This window comes from Streptomyces sp. CNT360, from assembly GCF_000424785.1.
The window spans coordinates 131,056-149,050 of the sequence record NZ_AUKO01000003.1; the positions used below are offsets into that span (position 1 = coordinate 131,056).

At 71.5% G+C, this 17,995-nt stretch carries 13 protein-coding genes; 4 read left to right on the forward strand and 9 right to left on the reverse strand.

Annotated features, from left to right (window positions below; translation table 11 throughout):
* Positions 1-183: 183 nt before the first annotated feature.
* Positions 184-618, forward strand: coding sequence for a Rieske (2Fe-2S) protein (locus H297_RS0108010; RefSeq protein ID WP_027736612.1), 435 nt, complete (start codon positions 184-186; stop codon positions 616-618).
* Between the two features lie 47 nt (positions 619-665).
* Here H297_RS0108010 and H297_RS0108015 read toward each other — a convergent pair whose 3' ends face one another.
* Positions 666-2,156, reverse strand: a complete 1,491-nt coding sequence (locus tag H297_RS0108015; protein WP_027736613.1) for a sugar porter family MFS transporter — start codon at positions 2,154-2,156, stop codon at positions 666-668.
* A gap of 741 nt (positions 2,157-2,897) precedes the next feature.
* Here H297_RS0108015 and H297_RS0108020 point away from each other — a divergent pair.
* Positions 2,898-6,179, forward strand: coding sequence for a phosphodiester glycosidase family protein (locus H297_RS0108020; RefSeq protein WP_486589445.1), 3,282 nt, complete (start codon positions 2,898-2,900; stop codon positions 6,177-6,179).
* Between the two features lie 90 nt (positions 6,180-6,269).
* On the opposite strand, the gene H297_RS0108025 is transcribed toward H297_RS0108020, so the two are convergent.
* The 4 genes from H297_RS0108025 to uvrB form a co-directional block, all read right to left on the reverse strand.
* On the reverse strand, positions 6,270-7,289 hold the full coding sequence (locus H297_RS0108025; RefSeq protein ID WP_027736615.1) for a TerC family protein: 1,020 nt from the start codon (positions 7,287-7,289) through the stop codon (positions 6,270-6,272).
* Between the two features lie 236 nt (positions 7,290-7,525).
* Positions 7,526-9,517, reverse strand: coding sequence for a TerD family protein (locus tag H297_RS0108030; RefSeq protein WP_027736616.1), 1,992 nt, complete (start codon positions 9,515-9,517; stop codon positions 7,526-7,528).
* Between the two features lie 55 nt (positions 9,518-9,572).
* Entirely contained in the window at positions 9,573-10,151 is a 579-nt protein-coding gene (locus tag H297_RS0108035; RefSeq protein WP_027736617.1) for a TerD family protein, read from the reverse strand.
* A 174-nt stretch (positions 10,152-10,325) separates the two neighbouring features.
* Positions 10,326-12,476 (reverse strand): excinuclease ABC subunit UvrB, encoded by a 2,151-nt coding sequence (uvrB, locus tag H297_RS0108040; RefSeq protein WP_027736618.1) that lies wholly within the window; start codon positions 12,474-12,476, stop codon positions 10,326-10,328.
* 205 nt (positions 12,477-12,681) lie between these two features.
* Here uvrB and H297_RS0108045 point away from each other — a divergent pair, with 205 nt between their 5' ends.
* Together H297_RS0108045 and H297_RS0108050 are read left to right on the forward strand one after the other, a co-directional pair.
* Positions 12,682-13,668: a glycerophosphodiester phosphodiesterase family protein gene (locus H297_RS0108045; RefSeq protein ID WP_027736619.1), complete on the forward strand. Its 987-nt coding sequence runs from the start codon at positions 12,682-12,684 to the stop codon at positions 13,666-13,668.
* Between the two features lie 71 nt (positions 13,669-13,739).
* Positions 13,740-14,489 (forward strand): methylated-DNA--[protein]-cysteine S-methyltransferase, encoded by a 750-nt coding sequence (locus H297_RS0108050; protein ID WP_078513840.1) that lies wholly within the window; start codon positions 13,740-13,742, stop codon positions 14,487-14,489.
* A gap of 85 nt (positions 14,490-14,574) precedes the next feature.
* On the opposite strand, the gene H297_RS0108055 is transcribed toward H297_RS0108050, so the two are convergent.
* The 4 genes from H297_RS0108055 to H297_RS0108070 all read right to left on the reverse strand — a co-directional run bounded on the left by H297_RS0108055 (position 14,575) and on the right by H297_RS0108070 (position 17,809).
* Positions 14,575-15,369, reverse strand: a complete 795-nt coding sequence (locus H297_RS0108055) for a PIG-L deacetylase family protein (RefSeq protein WP_027736621.1) — start codon at positions 15,367-15,369, stop codon at positions 14,575-14,577.
* Positions 15,370-15,641: 272 nt separating this feature from the next.
* Positions 15,642-16,109: a type II toxin-antitoxin system PemK/MazF family toxin gene (locus tag H297_RS0108060; protein ID WP_027736622.1), complete on the reverse strand. Its 468-nt coding sequence runs from the start codon at positions 16,107-16,109 to the stop codon at positions 15,642-15,644.
* Positions 16,102-16,872 (reverse strand): hypothetical protein, encoded by a 771-nt coding sequence (locus tag H297_RS0108065; protein ID WP_027736623.1) that lies wholly within the window; start codon positions 16,870-16,872, stop codon positions 16,102-16,104. The genes H297_RS0108060 and H297_RS0108065 overlap by 8 nt, the downstream gene beginning before the upstream one ends.
* A 352-nt stretch (positions 16,873-17,224) precedes the next feature.
* Positions 17,225-17,809, reverse strand: a complete 585-nt coding sequence (locus H297_RS0108070; protein WP_027736624.1) for a helix-turn-helix domain-containing protein — start codon at positions 17,807-17,809, stop codon at positions 17,225-17,227.
* Positions 17,810-17,995: the final 186 nt, after the last annotated feature.

Below are 17,995 nucleotides of genomic sequence, written 5' to 3' on the forward strand. Positions count from 1 at the left end.
CCCGTGCCCCGGGAGAGGGGCCGTGGAGGTGCATGCCCGGTGAGGTGACCGCGCGGGAGAGCTCGCCCAGCGTCCCTGTGGGCCTCCGGCGGGGCCCCTCGTCCGGTGGCCTCGCAGCAGGGTCGTGCCCGCGAGCACCTCCGGTGCGGGGTGATGGGCGGATCGGGCAGATGAGGACGTAGAGTGCGGCGCGTGACGACGAGTGAGGAATCGCCGGCCACGCGCCGCACCGTGCTGTGCGGCGCCGCGCTGGCAGCGCTGGGGCTGACGGCCGCCGCCTGCGGCGAAGAGGACTCCGCGGACGCGGCCGGACCTGACAAGCCCGTGGATCTGGGCGAGGCCACGGCCGTCCCGCTGGGCGGAGCCAAGCTGTACCCCGAGCAGAAGGTGCTGGTGTCACAGCCCGAGAAGGGTGACTTCAAGGGCTTCAGCGCCGTGTGCACCCACCAGGGCGGCCTGCTGGGCAAGGTCGAGGGTGAGGTCGCCGTCTGCCCGCTGCACGGGAGCCGCTTCCATGTGGACACGGGCGAGGTCGCGCACGGCCCCGCCACCGAGGCGCTGCCCTCGGTTCCGGTGAAGGTCGAGCGCGGCAAGCTGGTGGCAGGCTCGGAGAGCTGACCCGGCGGGCAGCCCGGCTTTCGGGCGGCGTCGTTCCGGGCGACCGGTCAGGAGCGTGGGTGCTTCTCGGAGGTCGCGATGCCGGTGCCGAGGGAGACGTCTCCCCCGCCCGCGGCGAGCCCGCCGGTCGCGCTGCCTGCCGGGACGCTGTCCGGCCAGCGGCCGCCGTTCTGCCAGAAGCCCCGGATCTCTTCGAGCTGACGGCCCTTGGTCTCCGGCGCCATGCGTGCCATGAAGACCAGCGCGATCAGCACCAGGACGGCGAAGCCCCCGAAGGCCGAGGTGGCGCCCAGTTCCTCCAGCACGGAGGGGAAGAACTGGGCGACCAGGAAGTTCGCCGCCAGGTCGGCCGTGAGCATCACGGAGGCGCCCAGCGAGCGCAGCCGCGCGGGGAACGCCTCCGAGGCGTACACCCAGATGAGCGCGCCGAAGCCGAAGTTGAAGGCCGCGGTGAACAGCGCGATCGCGCCGAAGCCGATCCAGATGCCCGTCCCGCTGAGGGAGTGGGTGCCGAAGACCACGGCCAGCACGACCAGCATTCCCAGCATCGTGCTGATACCGGAGAGCAGGACGACACGGCGGCCGAGCCGGTCGACGACGAAGAGAGCCAGGACGGTGGCGACCAGAGAGATGAGCTCGACGATGGCGGGCAGCAGGAAGTTCTGGCCGTCGCCGTGGAAACCGAGCGTCTCGAAGATCTGCGGGCTGTAGTAGGTGACCGCGTTGATGCCGGTGATCTGGCAGAAGAAGCCCATGCCGATGACGAAGACGGTGGCCCGCAGGAAGGGCCGGCGGATCATCTGGCCCAGCGAGCCGCCGCGCCCGCGCTCGGCGGCCAGCTCCCGCTGGATGGCGGCGCTCTCGGCGACCGGGTCGACATCGGGGTCGGTGGCGGCCATGACACGGGCGGCCTCGTCCGTCCGGCCCTTGAGGAGATACCAGCGCGGGCTGTCCGGCAGTCTCAGCAGCGGGACGACGACGAGCGCGGAGGGGATCGCCGCCAGGCCGAGCATGATCCGCCAGTGTCCGCCGCCCGAGAGGCCCCAGTTGATGAAGTAGGTGAGGGTGATGCCCGCGACGCAGGCCACCTGGTAGCTGGCGACCGCGGCACCCCGTAGCCGGGCCGGTGTGGACTCGGCGATGAACAGGGGGGCGGCCACGATGGAGATGCCGATGGTGACGCCGAGCAGGAAGCGCACCAGATCGAGCACGACGACCGTCGGGGAGAGCGCCGAGAGCGCGGAGAAGACGGCGTAGGCCGCGGCGACGATCACCATGGTGGGCTTGCGGCCGAGCGCGTCGGTGAGGCGTCCCGCGATCAGAGCACCGAGGATGTTGCCGAGCACCAGGATGCTGTTGACGAACCCGGACTGGCCGGCGCTCAGGTCGAAGTCCTTGCTCAGGAAGACCAGCGCGCCGGAGATGGAACCGGTGTCGTATCCGTAGACCACCCCCACGACGGCGCCGGTGATCGCGATCATGCGACCGGTGCGGTAGGTGGAGGGGGGAGGTGACGGGGCGGTGCTCGGTGGTGCCATGGTGCGGTCCTTCGGGAGGTGCCTGAGAGACCATCCGGCGTCGCTGGATGCGTGTTCCTGCAAGGTTTCCGCTGGTTTCACGCAGTTGTCAACAGCAACTGGGCTCATCCTGCGGACTCCTGGGTGAAAATAGCTCTTTCGAGTCATGAATGAGCAAACAGATTGAGGGATGGCGAGCCCTCCGCACAGTTTCCCGGCCCGTTACGCCGCATGCGCCTCCGGCAGGCTGATGTTTGCCCCGATTTCGCTCCAGCCCTCTGGTGTAGACCGGTCCGTCTTGGGACGCTGTGCCGCACTGTGCGCAGACAAGTGCTGAGAAAACTGGTCTTTGTGGGGGACGTTGTGAGACGAGTCCACGCACGCGCAAACCGGTCCACGACACACGGAAGACGCTCCCCGACGTTCTTCGGAGCGCGACAACCGGCTCCTGCACCCGGGGCGACCGCGACCGGCCGAGGGAAAGTGAGGGCCCACTCTGCGGAGCCGGGCCGGGCTGGTCGGCCGGGCCGGGCGGACCGGGCAGACCGAGGGGCCCGCAGCACGCGGGGTCTGGTCTGCGCGGCGGCAGCCGTCTCCGCGCTGCTGGCGGGCCTGCTGCCGAGCGGCGCCGCCCTGGCGGCCGTCTCGGAGTCGCCGTCCTCGACGCCGCCTCCCGTCCGGATCTCCGCCTCGGCCGCTCAGCCCCAGGACCCGGCCCCGGTCGGCCGGGGCAGCGCCACTGCGGGCGTCTCCGATCGAGGGATGGGCCTCACCCGTACCACCCGCCCCCTCGCCCCCGGCGCTGAACTGACGTCCTTCTCCCGGCTGGAGCCGGACAAGTGGCTGCGGGCCGACGCGCTCTCCGTCGAGCTGGGTGGCACGGGCAGCAAAGGCGGCGGACGGGGCGCCACCGCGGACTACCTGACCACCGGCAAGGTGTCCGGCCGCAGGACCGTCGGTGAGCTCGCCGCGGCCCACGATCCCGGCCGCGGGCGGCGTACGGTCGCGGCGATCAACGGAGACTTCTTCGACATCGACGAGACCGGCGCCCCACTGGGCCCGGGCCTCAGCAACGGTGCGCCGGCCCACTCCCCGGCCCCGGGCGCCTCCGAGGCCGTGGGCATCGGACCCCGGGCTGCGGGCCGCATCCTGGACCTGTACTTCGAGGGCACCGTCACCCTCCCGCAGGGCACGGCACCGCTCGCCGGGCGTGACGCGGCGAACGTCCCGGAAGACGGAATCGGCCTGTACGACTCCCGGTGGGGCGCGGCCGACCGGGCGTTGACGGTCGACCGGGAGACCGAGGTGCGTGAGGTGACCGTCGAGGACGGCGAGGTCACCTCCGTCTCGGAGAAACCCGGAAAGGGTGACATCCCCGAGGGGGTGACCGTGCTCCTCGGCCGCGGTGGCGGCGCCGACACGTTGGCAGGGCTGCACCCGGGTGAGCACGTCGGTGTCGCCTACCACGCGCGCACAGACGACGGTTCGCCGCTGCCGCGCACAGCGGTGGGCGGCCGGGGGCTGCTGGTGGTCGACGGGAAACCGCAGGACTGGGAGGGCAAGCCGAACAACACGGCCGCGCCGCGGACAGCTGTCGGGTTCTCCAGGGACGGCGGCACGATGCATGTGCTGACGGTCGACGGCCGCCAGCAGGCCTCCGACGGCGCGACACTGACGGAGCTCGCACAGATGATGAAACGGTTGGGCGCCTACAACGCCCTCAACCTCGACGGTGGCGGATCCTCCACCCTGCTGGCCCGCGAGCCGGGGTCCGACGGCCTCCAGGTGGAGAACGCGCCCTCCGACGGGGAGCAGCGCGAGGTCCCCAACGGCCTGGCCCTCACCGCACCCGCGGGATCCGGGCGCCTGACGGGCTACTGGGTCGAGACGGCCGTCGACCCGGACACGGCTCCCACGGCCGACACCGTGCCCGGGGGTCACCCGGACCGGGTCTTCCCCGGGCTGACCCGGAAGCTGACCGCCGCCGGCTACGACGAGACCTGGGGCCCGGCCGAGGACTCGGCTCGGCCGGGCTGGCACACGGCGCGGACCGGGGTGGGGCAGGTGGACGCGCGGGGTGTCTTCCACGCCCGTCGGACCGGCGCCACCGAGGTGACCGCGCGGCGGGGCGGGGCGAAGGGGAAGACGTCACTGCGGGTGCTCGGAGCACTGGAGCGCGTCCGTCCCACGACCGACCGGGTGGGGCTGGCGGACAGCGGGGCGACGGGCACGTTCGGGCTGGTCGGCTACGACGCGGAGGGCAACAGCGCACCCGTCGAACCGTCCGACGCCCGCCTGACGTACGACCACGCGCTGTTCTCGGTCACTCCCGACAAGGATGCGGCCTCCGGCCAGTTCACCGTGAGGGCGGGTGCGGGGCAGGAGTCCGCTTCGGGGACGGTGACCGTCACGGTGCACGGACAGACCACACGGCTGGCCGTCACCGTCGGGCTGAAGGACCAGCGGGTCGCCGATTTCGGTGACGCGTCCGACTGGACGTTCAGCGCGGCCCGCGCGAGCGGCTCGGTGACACCCGAGCCGTCGGGCAAGGAAGGCGGCGGGCTGAAACTGAGCTACGACTTCTCCCGGTCGACGGCCACCCGCGCCGCCTACGCCACGCCGCCCGCCGACCGGACGGTCTCCGGCCAGCCACGCAGCTTCACCCTGTGGCTCAAAGGGGACGGTTCGGGAGCCTGGCCGTCGCTCCATCTGAAGGACGCCACCGGCACCGACCAGGTACTACGGGGCCCCCTGCTGGACTGGCAGGGCTGGCGCCGGATCACCTTCGACGTACCCGAAGGGGTGACGTATCCGCTGAAGCTGCACCGCTTCTACCTGGCTGAGACCCGGCCCGCGGCGCAGTACAAGGGCGAGGTGGTGCTGGACGAACTGGTGGCGCGTACCCCGCCGGACGTGGACCTGCCGACCGCGGGACGCCCGCACGATCCGCTGATCTCCACCGCCGCCGACGTGGCCGGGCGGGACTGGCGGTTCGCGGTGATGTCGGACGCGCAGTTCGTGGCCCGGGACCCGGACAGCGAGGCGGCACGGCAGGCGCGGCGCACGCTGCGGGAGATCCGTGCCGCCCGCCCCGACTTCGTCGTCATCAACGGTGACCTGGTGGACGAGGGGTCCCCCGAGGATCTGGCGTTCGCACGCCGTCTGCTGAACGAGGAACTGGGCGATGCCGTCGACTGGTACTACGTGCCGGGCAACCACGAGGTGATGGGCGGTTCCATCGACAACTTCGTCAAGGAGTTCGGGCCCGCGCACCGTACGTTCGACCACAAGGGCACCCGCTTCCTCACCCTGGACACCTCCTCCCTGACGGTACGCGGCGGCGGATACGCGCAGTTCCAACAGCTGCGGCGGCAACTGGACGCGGCGGCACGGGACCGCGGCGTCACCTCGGTCGCCGTCATCGAGCACGTGCCGCCGCGTGATCCGACACCGCAGCAGGCCAGCCAGCTCACCGACCGGATGGAGGCCGGTCTGCTGGAGGACTGGCTGGCCGACTTCCGCGCCCGTTCGGGCAAGGGCGCGGTGCTGATGGCGGGGCACGTCGGTGTCTTCGACGCCTCCCGGGTGGACGGGGTGCCCTACCTCGTCAACGGCAACGCCGGCAAGGCACCCGCCGCGCCTCCCGACCAGGGCGGGTTCACCGGCTGGTCGCTGCTGGGCGTCGACCGGGGGCAGCCGGGTCGCGACGGTGACTGGATCGCGGCGCAGACCCGCGCCCATGTGGACGGGCTGACGCTCCGGGCGCCGCGCGAGCTCGCGGTGGGTGCGCACGGTTCGGCGTCCGCGACGGTGCGGCAGGGCAGTGGGGCGGACGCGCGGCAGGTGCCGGTCGGCTGGCCGGTGAGTGCGGACTGGCCGGGGGCCCCGGGGCTGTGTGTGAAGGGCAGCACGCCCCGGGGACGCTGCGTGATCGGCTACGACCCGGCGACCGGCTCGCTGACGGGACGCAGACCGGGCACCGTCACTCTTTCGGTGATCGTCAACGGGAAGCGTGCTGAACGGAAGGTCACCGTCACCCGCTGAGCCGCCGCCTGCCGAGCAACCGCGCGGAGGGGCTCCCGGCCCCGCCCCCTACCGGAAGGAGTGGCGGGGCGGGGCCGGGAGGTCGGTTCGTCAGGAGTCGACGTCGGCCCTGCGGTCGGCGGCGTCGGCATCCTGACCGTCGTTGTCCGGCCTGTCCTCTCGCTGCGCCTGCTTTCTGGAGGCCATCAGGGAGGTGAGGGTGGTGACGATCAGCACGGCGCAGATGACGCCGAGGGAGACCGGGATGCTGATCTCCGGGACGTGTACCCCCGCCTCGTGGAGGGCGTGCAGCACCAGCTTGACGCCGATGAAGCCGAGGATGACGGAGAGCCCGTAGGAGAGGTGCACCAGCTTCTTCAGCAGGCCGCCGATGAGGAAGTAGAGCTGCCGCAGGCCCATCAGGGCGAAGGCGTTGGCGGTGAAGACGATGTACGGGTCCTGGGTGAGGCCGAAGATCGCGGGGATGGAGTCGAGCGCGAAGAGGACATCTGTCGTGCCGATCGCCAGCATCACGATCAGCATCGGCGTCATCAGCCGCTTGCCGTTCTCGACGACCGTCAGCTTTGTGCCGTGGTACTTGTCGGTGGAGGGGAAGCGGCGTTCGATGGACTTGAGCAGCCGGTTCTCCTCGAACTCCTCGTCCTCCTGTCCGGAGCGCGCCTCCTGGACGAGCTTCCAAGCCGTCCAGATGAGGAAGGCGCCGAAGATGAAGAAGATCCAGGAGAAGGTCGAGATGATCGCCGCTCCGGCGGCGATGAAGATGCCGCGCAGCACCAGTGCGATCAGTACGCCGACCATCAGGACCCGCTGCTGGTAGATCGTCGGCACCGCGAACTTCGCCATGATCAGGACGAAGACGAAGAGGTTGTCGACGCTCAGCGACTTCTCCGTGATGAAGCCCGCGAAGAACTCTCCGGAAGCCTGACCGTCTCCGAAGAGGAAGAGGCCGAGTCCGAACAGCGCGGCGAGAACGACCCAGACCGCGGTCCAGATCCCGGCCTCCTTGAGGGAGACCTCGTGCGGCTTGCGGCCGCCGATGAAGAAGTCCACGGCGATGAGGGCGCACAGACCGACGATGGTCAGCGCCCAAGCGGTCATGGATACGTCCATGAATGTCCTCCGGCTTGCATTCGAGCATGGGCCGGAGGTCTCTTCCACCCGGGCCGCGCCCACAGCGGCCGGGCCAGTGCCCCGGGACCGTCCCTGCCGGTCCGTACTGACGGGGTCACCGCGTGGCTGGGAATACTCCCCTCCGTGCAAAGAAGAGTAAAGCAACACCATGAAAAGGTAAAGAGCAGGGTTGTGCCACCCCGTTCACCTGGGCCGTTGCGAGGAGGCCGGGCGGCTCAGCCCCTGGCGGAGTGCCAAGCGGCCACCAGCCGCCGCAGCACCTGCGGGACGACCTGACTGCCGCCGGGCACCTGCGGCGGCTCGTACGTCCAGGCGTGACCGACCCACGGGTCGGCGAGGTGATCGTCCGTGACGGGGGTCAGCCGCAGCAGCGAGCGCCACAGCGGGTCGAGGACGGGGCCGTAACCACGCGCCTCGTCCCGGTCGGCGACCATCATCAGCGCGACCCCCACCGAGGGCCCCTCGTCGGCGAGGTAGCGGAGCTGGTTGACGGCGCGGTCGTCGAAACCGTGCGGGAAGTCGTGGACGACCAGCAGCTGGTCCGCCAGGTCCACGTGCGGCGGCAGCGCGTCGGTGGCCCCGCTGCGCACAGCCATCTGGACGAGGTCCACGCGCTGGGTCAGCTGTTCCAGCGTGCGGGCCACACCGGAGGCGCCCGCGGCGGGCGCCTCGCTCAGCACTCCCGACTCGACCAGCGGGAGCAGCGCGGTGGACGCCGCGCCCGCCGGGTCGATGACGTGCACCGTCACCGAGCCCGCCGGGTGCACGGCGAGAAGGTGGGCGGCGAGGGCCGTGGCCGTCCCGGCAGCGGCCCACCGCAGCTCCTCGGGGTCGGTCAGCGGTGCCTCGCTGCCGTGCGGGCGGCCGCTGTCGATCCACAGCCCGCGCTCCAGGGGCAGCCGCACGAGCATCGGGATCCGCAGTGCACCGCTCTCCGGGAGGCTCAGATCGCCGACCCGCAGGGCGAGGGGCCGTTCCGCGGGGGGCTCGTAGGCCTGCCAGACAGGGTTGTCCCAGCGGGCCAGGGCGGGCGGCAGGGCGGGCTCGACCACCTCGGCCTCCGCCGCGAGCTGGGCGAGATCCCGGTCCAGTACGGTGCGTGCCTGCTCGACGAGGGTGCTGTACCTGGCGCGCGCCTCCTCAAGGGCCGCGTTCGCGGCGGGACCGACACGGGCCCTGGGGTCACCGAGCAGTCCGTCGAGCTCGCGTTCCTGGCGGGTGTCGGCGAAGTCCACCGCGGAGCGGTAGGCCGCGACCGTCCGCGCCAGGTCCTCGAACATGCCCCACACCTGGTTGTAGAGCCGCTCCTCCGTCGACCGGCCCGGGGCGTCCCCGGCGACCGGCACACCGGCAGCGGCGGCCTCGCCGGTCGCGCCGTCGCCGTCCCTCGCGGCGCAACCGGGCCGTGCGGAGGCGGAGTGCCCGGCGGCGCCGGACTGCGCCGGCGCGGCGGCGGGCGTGGCGGGACGGGGCGGGGTGCCCGCCGGGGCGGCGGACCGGCGGGGGTGGCGGTAGTCGATCGTCCCGCCGTCGGCCGGTGCCCCCGTGCCGGGCGGCGCGGGGGCCGGGCCCTGGGTCCGCGGGGAGGGCTGCCCTCCCGCGGTGTACCCGCCCGTCTCCGGCCGCCGGGGCGGTGGCGGCGCCACCGAGCGGGCCAGCCCGGCGCTGACCGCTTCCTCGATGGTGTCGGCGAGGCGGCGGGATCCGGGCAGGCCCTGGTCGGCGAGCATCGCGGCGAGACCGCCGGCGTAGCCCTGTCCGACGGCCCGCACCTTCCAGGCGCCCTCTCGCAGGTACAGCTCCAGGGCGACGACGGCGGACTCGGCGCTCAGCCCGGTCACCGTGTAGCCGGCGATCTCCTCGCCGTCCAGCCCGGTGACGGCGAGGAAGGGCGCGGCCAGCCCGGCGAACCGAATCGGGCCACCCGTCCGGGAGGGGAGCGACAGCAGGATGTTGACCCGGTGGACCTCCGGGGGCAGGGCGGCCAGGTCGACGGCGAGGCGGTGGACCGCCGCCGCCTGGCGGGAGACCTCGACGCCCGGCAGGTGCGGTGCGGCCGGATGGGCGATCCATCCGGCGTCACGCATCCGGCCATCCTCGTCGTTGAGCGTCGCCCCGGCGACGACCGGCGTGTCCGCCGACACCCGTATCTCCACCCGCGTGCCGGGCAGCGGATGGTTCTGCCCCCGGACCAGCTCGGCGGTCATCCTCGCGCCTCTCCCCCTGTGGCTCGTCACAACTGCGGCAGGACCGGGCGGCCGGTCACAGCTTCGGCAGGATCGCCGGCATCAGGTCCTGGAACGTACGGCCCTCGGCGGGCTCACCGATGGCGGTCATCTGCCAGCCGCTGCCCTGACGGTGCACCTTGGCCATGATCTGCGCGGTGTACTGGCCGCCGCCGGTGAGGGTGTAGCGGGCCATCTCCTGGCCGGTGGTCTCGTCGATGATCCGGCAGAAGGCGTTCTCCACCTCGGCGAACGTCTGGCCGGTGAAGGAGTTGACCGTGAAGACGATCTGGTCGATGTGGACCGGGACGCGCTGCAGGTCGACCATGATGGCCTCGTCGTCGCCGCCCTGGCCCGCACCGCCCACCAGGTTGTCACCGGTGTGCTTGACCGAGCCGTCGTCGCTGACCAGGTGGCGGAAGAAGACGACGTCGACAGGCTGCTTGTCCGCGAACAGCACCGCGGAGGCGTCGAGGTCGATCTCCTGGGTGCGCTTGCCGAACAGCCCACGACGCTGCGCGGCCTTCCAGCCCAGGCCCATACGCACCGCGGTGAGCGTGCCTCCGTCGCTCTTCTGCAGGCTGATCGCCTGGCCCTTGGACAAGTTGACCGACACGTGCGTCCCCTCTCTGACCTGTGAACCGGGACCGCCTTGCGAGCGACGGCCGCCAGGCTCAGCACCCTACGCAAGGGCACCGACAGGCCGCGTGGCCGCCCGCCTCTTGTGGCGTTCTTGCAACACTCCGGGTGGGCCCCGCTCGGCCGCCCGGTGAAGCCCCCGGGCCGGGCGCTACTTGAGCCCCACTTCCTTCATCTGCCGGAGCTCCTTCTTCAGTTCGCCGACCTCGTCCCGCAGCCGTGCCGCCACCTCGAACTGGAGCTCTGCGGCTGCGGACCGCATCCGCTCGGTCAGCTCCTCGATGGTCTCGGCCAGTTCGGCAGCGGGCCGGTCGGTCAGCTCGCCGTCGGCCTTCGCGCCCTTGGTCCTGCTCTTGGCCGGGGTGGGTGCCTTGCCCTTGGCGCCCTTGCCGTCCTTGCCGTCCTTGCCGTCCTTTCCGGTCTCGTCCCGCTGACGGTAGCCCGTGTCCAGCAGCGCCTCGGTGTCGATCTCCTCGCGGGCGATGTCCGCCACGATGTCGCCGATCTTCTTGCGGAGCGGCTCGGGGTCGATGCCGTGCTCCGCGTTGTAGGCGATCTGCTTCTCGCGGCGCCGGTTGGTCTCGTCGATGGCGCGCTGCATCCCCGGGGTGACCTGGTCGGCGTACATGTGGACCTGCCCGGAGACGTTGCGCGCGGCACGGCCGATCGTCTGGATCAGCGAGGTGCCCGAGCGCAGGAAGCCCTCCTTGTCGGCGTCAAGGATCGCCACCAGGGAGACCTCGGGCAGGTCGAGGCCCTCACGCAGCAGGTTGATGCCGACCAGGACGTCGAACTCGCCGGAGCGCAGCTCCCGCAGCAGCTCGATCCGGCGCAGGGTGTCCACGTCGCTGTGCAGATAGCGGACCTGGATACCGAGCTCGACGAAGTAGTCCGTCAGGTCCTCGGCCATCTTCTTCGTCAGCGTGGTGACCAGCACCCGCTCGTCCCGCTCCTCGCGCAGCCGGATCTCGTGCACCAGGTCGTCGATCTGGCCCTCGGTGGGCTTGACGACGACCTCCGGATCGACCAGGCCGGTGGGGCGGATGACCTGCTCCACGTAGCCGTCGGAGCGGGCCAGCTCGTAGGGGCCGGGGGTCGCCGACAGGTACACCGTCTGACCGATGCGCTCCAGGAACTCCTCCCACTTCAACGGGCGGTTGTCCAGCGCTGAGGGGAGGCGGAAACCGTGGTCGATCAGGGTGCGCTTGCGCGCCGCGTCGCCCTCGTACATGGCGCCGATCTGCGGCACCGTCTGGTGCGACTCGTCGATGACCAGCAGGAAGTCGTCGGGGAAGTAGTCCAGCAGGGTGTGCGGGGCCGTACCGGGATCACGGCCGTCGATGTGCCGCGAGTAGTTCTCGATGCCCGAGCAGGTGCCGATCTGGCGCATCATCTCGATGTCGTACGTCGTGCGCATCCGCAGCCGCTGGGCCTCCAGCAGCTTGCCCTGCTTCTCCATCGTCGTCAGCGTCTCGGCCAGCTCCGCCTCGATGGCGGTGATGGCGCGCTCCATGCGCTCCGGGCCCGCCACGTAGTGCGAGGCAGGGAAGACGTACAGCTCCTCGTCGTCCGAGATGACTTCGCCGGTGATCGGGTGGAGCGTGGAGAGGGCCTCGATCTCGTCACCGAACATCTCGATGCGGACGGCCAGCTCCTCGTAGACCGGGAAGATCTCGATGGTGTCCCCGCGGACCCGGAAGGTGCCGCGGGTGAACGACATGTCGTTGCGTGTGTACTGCACGTCCACGAAGCGGCGCAGCAGGTCGTCCCGGTCGGTCTCCTCGCCGACCTTCAGCTTCACCATGCGGTCCACGTACTCCTGCGGGGTGCCCAGGCCGTAGATGCAGGAGACGGAGGCGACCACGACGACGTCACGGCGGGTGAGCAGCGAGTTCGTGGCGCTGTGGCGCAGCCGCTCGACCTCCTCGTTGATCGAGGAGTCCTTCTCGATGTAGGTGTCCGTCTGCGGGACGTACGCCTCCGGCTGGTAGTAGTCGTAGTACGACACGAAGTACTCGACCGCGTTGTTCGGCAGCAGCTCGCGGAACTCGTTGGCGAGCTGTGCGGCCAGCGTCTTGTTCGGCGCCATCACCAGGGTCGGGCGCTGCAGCTTCTCGATCATCCACGCGGTGGTGGCCGACTTGCCGGTACCCGTCGCACCCAGCAGGACGACGTCCTTCTCACCGCCGGTGACACGCTGTGCGAGCTCCGCGATGGCGGTCGGCTGGTCGCCGCTGGGCTGATAAGGGCTGACGACCTCGAAGGGCGCCACCTTGCGTTCGATCTCGGTGTTGGGCCGCATGCTCACCACCGTACGACTCGGCACTGACAGCCGCCCCGGGCTCACAAACTACCCTCCACTGGCAGATAGCGGCCCATTCCTTTCGTCGCAGGTCAGGAGCTTGATTACCGCTCGTTCAGCTCTAGGCCACTTTGTCCCCGCTTGTTTGTATTGCGCATCGGGAACTGTTTCCGCAGTCCGTGCAGGCACAAGCGAGGAGTCCCGCATGTCGATACGCCCGCTGACCGCTGCCGCCGCAGGCGCGCTGCTGGGTATGAGCGCGCTCTTCCTCCCCGCCGCCCCGGCCGCCACGGCCGTCGAGCGGCCGGCAAGACAGACGCCGGAGCCTGTCGTAGACTCCGCCGCCTCGCCGCAGTCCGATGCGTCGTCGGCGTCACCGGAGGCCGAGACAAGGAAAACCCGCCAACCGCTGACGGTCGGGCACAGGGGAGCGCCGGCCTACGCTCCGGAGAACACCCTGGCCTCCGTCGACAAGGCCCACGCGCTGGGCATCGACTGGGTCGAGAACGACGTGCAGCGCACCAAGGACGGGAAGCTGGTCGTCCTCCACGACACCACGCTCTCCCGTACCACCGATGTCGAGGACCGCTTCCCGGACCGCAGCCCCTGGAACGTCTCCGACTTCACCCTCAAGGAGATCAAGACACTCGACGCGGGCGGCTGGTTCGGCAGCGAGTTCAAGGGCGAGCGCATCCCCACCCTGGACGAGTACCTGGACCGGATCACCCGCAACGGCCAGGACCTGCTGCTGGAGCTGAAGTCGCCCGAGCTCTACCCGGACATCGAGCAGCAGACGCTGGACGGGCTGCGGCGCGGGGGCTGGCTGGACCGCAAGCACACCGACAGCAGGCTCATCATCCAGAGCTTCAACAAGAGCGCGATCGCCAAGGTGCACCAGCAGAACCCCGCGGTGAAGACGGGCTTCCTGGGCACGCCGAAGACAAGCGAGCTGAAGGACTACGCGAAGTTCGCCGACCAGATCAACCCCACCTCCGCGGACGCCACCAAGTCCTACGTGGACGCCGTCCACGCGCTGAAGGGCCCGCACGACAAGACGATGGAGGTCTTCACCTGGACCGTGGACGACGCCACGGCCGCCCGGAAGGTCGCCGACACCGGGGTGGACGGCGTCATCTCGAACAAACCGGACGTGGTCAGGGACGCCGTCGCCAAGACCGCGCCCGAGAGCTGACCCGCGCGTCACTGGGCAGGCCGGAGGAGCTGTCACCGGGGACTGTCAGTGGGCGGCCCTAGAGTGCCGTCATGACTGATACCCCGGTGGAGCTACCGGACGCCGGCCTCGCCGGTCGGCCCGACACGGGGCGGTCCGACGCCGGGCCGCCCGACGCCGGGTCCCCCGACGGGCGGTCGGGCCGGTGTGCGGACGGCACGGAGGCGGCACCCGCCGTCGCCGGTGCCCGTCCCACCTGGACCGTGTACGGGGCCCCTGTCGGGCCGCTGCTGCTCGCTGCCACCGACAAGGGCCTGGTCAACGTCGTCTTCCACGCGGAAGGCCGCACTCTGCGGGCGGCTCTGTCCCGGCTCTCGGGCCGCCTGGGTCCCGCCGTCCACTCCCCCTCCCCCGGCGGAGGCGCCGGCACCGCCACCGGAGCGGCAGCGAGCACGGGTGCCGGTGCGGGCACCGGTGCCGACGCTCACCTTGCCGCAGCCGTCACGGAGCTGGACCGCTACTTCGGTGGCGCTCCCGGCTCCTTCACCGTCCCGCTGGACTGGTCGCTGACCGGCGGCTTCCACGAGCGGGTCCTGCGGGAGCTGGCTACCGGCGTGCCGTACGGCAGCACCGTCGGCTATCAGGACCTGGCGAGACGGGTCGGCGACGCGGGTGCGGCGCGGGCCGTCGGCGTCGCCATGGGAGCCAACCCGCTGCCCGTCGTGGTGCCCTGCCACCGGGTGCTGGAGAGCTCCGGAGGGATCGGCGGCTTCGGCGGAGGGCTGGAGACCAAGCGGTCCCTGCTTGCCCTGGAGGGCGTGCTGCCGAGACCGCTGTTCTGAGGCCGCCGCGCCGGCCGCAGGCCGGTTCGGTGGCGGGTTCCGGGGGACGGCCGCGCACCACCGGCGCCCCGTGTCGCGGGCCGTGTCACCTGGCGTGGAGCTCGAAGGCGACGGCGCGCCGTCCGCCGTTGCGCTCGGCGTAGCGGTCCAGGCCTCCGTGGACGACCGAGCGCGCGTACACCTCGGGATCCTCGTCGGTGAGCGCCGCGATGTAGGAGCGGTGCTCCAGCAGGGAGGCGAGACCCTTGCGGGCGGCCTCCTCGCCCACCGCAACGGCGTGGGTGACGGCCGGCGAGGCGGCGACGGCCACCCATCGCACGCCGGGCCACGGCAGCACGCCGTCCCTTTCGAGCTGGTCGCTGAAGATCCACCGGTTGCCGGCGTCACCCACCGCATCGAGGACGGAGCGGCCCAGCGCGCGGTGGTCCGGCGTGTTCCACGGGCTCCCCGGCCCGCCGCCCCAGGTGTCGTGGTGGTTGATGGTGAGGACGAGTTCGGGGCGGTGCCGGCGGATCACCCCGGCGATGTCCCGTCGCAGGGCCGGCCCCTCCTCCAGCACGCCGTCACGGTGGTCGAGGAACTCCACCTCGGCAACCCCGACCACGGCCGCGCTCGCACGCTGCTCGGCCTCCCGGACGCGGGCGGCCTCGGTCGGCTCCATGGTGTCGATCCCGGCCTCGCCCCGGGTGGCCAGGGCGTAGACGACCTCCTTGCCGCGCGCGGTCCATTCGGCGACGGCGGCAGCGGCGCCGTACTCCAGGTCGTCCGGGTGCGCGACCACAGCCAGCGCCCGGTTCCAGTCCTCGGGCATCGCGGCGAGCCGTGAAGCCGCGCCGTGGTCCTCCGCAGCCCGTTCCGGAGTCTGTGCTGTGCCCGTCATCGGTCCCGCCTTCCTCCTGGGTGCCGCGCCCCCGTCGGCGCCGCGCCCGTCGACGCTGCCATCCGGGCAACGCCCCCGCGCGTTGCCGCTGTTCCGCGTGGCGGATCTTTCGGCCGTTCGGCCGAGCCGCGACAGGGCCTGCGTCGGATGCGGCTCGGTCCACCGACCGAGGAGGGCTCCGGGCGAGGTGCCTCGCCGACTGCTGCCGGATACGCCCGGGGCGGCAGCGGGAGGTCCGGGCGACGGCGCCCGAGAGGCCGGGGCGCGGGGGCTCAGCCCCAGTTGTAGACCTGCTGGAGACGGTGCACCACGGTGTCGAAGCGGGCACGGTCGAGGGCGCACGCCTCGCGCCGCATGCCGTCCGGATGCACCCTGAGCACCCGATCGAGTCCGACCCAGGAGTCCCGGCCCTCGCGGTCCCACGGGCCGGAACCGAGCGGCACCCATTCGCGGTCACCGTCGTGCCGTCGCGAGGTGAGCTGGACCGCGAGCACCGTCGATCGGCATTCACCGTTCTCCGCGGCCTCGCCGGACCCGTGCCCCTCGCGCGCCACGACGAGTACCGGCCGGTCCTTGCCCCGCCCGTCGCCCTCCTCGTACGGCACCCAGGTCCACACGATCTCGCCGGGGTCCGGGTCACCGTCCGGGTCGGGCGCGTACGTCATGTGGACGGTGCCCACCGAGCGCGGGTCGACCTCGGTCGTTGCCTGACCGCAGAACGCGTCCGGCCGGTCAGCCATAGGGGTTGCTGCGCGGGTCGACCGGAGCACCGCCCTGCTGCTGCCCGGGGTTTCCGTAGTAGGGACCGGGCTGCTGCTGGGGCTGCTGGGGAGGGGCGGCCGGGGCGCCGGGGTTCTGCGGGTCGCCGTAGTACGGGCCCGGCTGCTGGTGCTGCTGCGGGGCCGGCTGCTGCTGGTAGCCGCCGGGCGCCTGCGGCTGGGCGTACGGCTGGCCCTGCGGCTGGGCGTACGGCTGGTTCTGGGGAGGGCCCTGCTGCGGCTGGGGCTGGGCGTATCCCTGCGGCTGCGGTGCGTACCCCTGCTGCGGCTGAGGCGCGTACCCCTGGGCACCGGGCGCGCCCTGCGGGAGGGGAGCGCCGTTGACGACGGCCAGCAGCTCCTCCAACTCGTTGCGCCACATGCGGTGCACGTTGATCCGCACCTGGGAGGACTCCCCCGGGAGCGCCATGTAGGAGAAGCTCCACAGCGGGTTCAACTGGATCTCGCCGAAGAGCGCGCGGGCCTGGTCGCGCGGGATGGCGTGCACGATCTCCTTGGGGCGCTGCGAGAAGCGGGACATCTTGTGGAACAGCAGGGCCTGCTCCGTGACGGTGATGAAGTAGTACTTGATGAGGAACTGGCCGACCAGGCCCAGGATTCCGACGCTGAGCCACGGTGTCGGTCCCGCGACGGCTCCGACCGACACCAGCGGACGGTCCCCCGGCGCCTGCTGGGCGATGGCCTCGGCCACCTGCTTCTTCATCGTCGCCTTGCGAAAGGCCATCGGACCGCTCCTCGCTCCGTTCGCCGTGGTGTGGACGGCGCTGTCTTTGCGTTCGGCGCAGAGTACTCGTCGAACATGACAACTCTCCCGTCCGGGGCCGTCGCTGGACAGCCCCGCACGGGCTCGTTTGGGGGGGGCGGGGCCCCGGGTGGGCCGGAGTCCGGTCGCGCCCGGACCGGAACGTGCGGGCAGGCCGGCTCAAGGCCCTTGGGCCCGCCGGTAGTTGTGGTCCGGGAACACCGGGAAAGCCGGGAACGCGGCCGTCCCCCTCCACGACGGTCTCCGGTGACGGTCGTCACAGTGGCGGAGTGCGCGGCCTGATCTGCACGTGACGTGGAGGAACTGGTGGGGCTCAGCGATGTCGGGGCCGCGCACGGAGGTGGGCACGCTCGCCCTGCTTGCCGAAGAGGCTGAGGAACTCGACCGGGCCGCCGCCGGCCGCATCGAACCAGTGCGGTACGCGGGTGTCGAACTCGGCCGCCTCACCGGGAGCGAGCACCAGTTCCTTTCCCCCGAGTACGAGGCGGAGCCGCCCGTTGAGGATGTAGAGCCACTCGTACCCCTCATGGGTCTGCGGGTCGGGCTCCTTCGGGGTGTCGGCAGCCGGAATGATCAATTTGTAGGCCTGGATGCCGCCGGCTCTGCGCGTGAGCGGCAGCATCGTCATGCCGAAGCGCGTGACGGGGCGCAGGTGGACGCGCGGGTCGCCGGTGGGCGGGGCGCCGACGAGTTCGTCGAGGGTGACGCCGTGGGCCCGCGCCAGCGGGAGCAGGAGTTCCAGGGCGGGGCGACGTGACCCGGACTCCAGCCGGGAGAGGGTGCTCACCGAGATGCCGGTCGCCGCCGACAGCTCGGCCAGCGTGGTCCCGCGCTGTTTGCGCAGCGCACGGAGCCGGGGCCCCACCGCGTCGAGAGTCTGATCGAGATCGTCGTCCATGCGGCCAGCTTGCCATATCGGCAAGCCGCGTTGCCGCTCCGCGGTAAGCGTGGACCGCCCGCTCCGATCGGCGCCCTGCCCCTCGCAGTCGCCCGCGACACGGGAGGCAGGGCCGTCTCCCTGTCCGGACTGGCCGTGCGGCGGATCGTCGGTCCCCACCCTGGCGAACGGATGCCGCCTCACGCG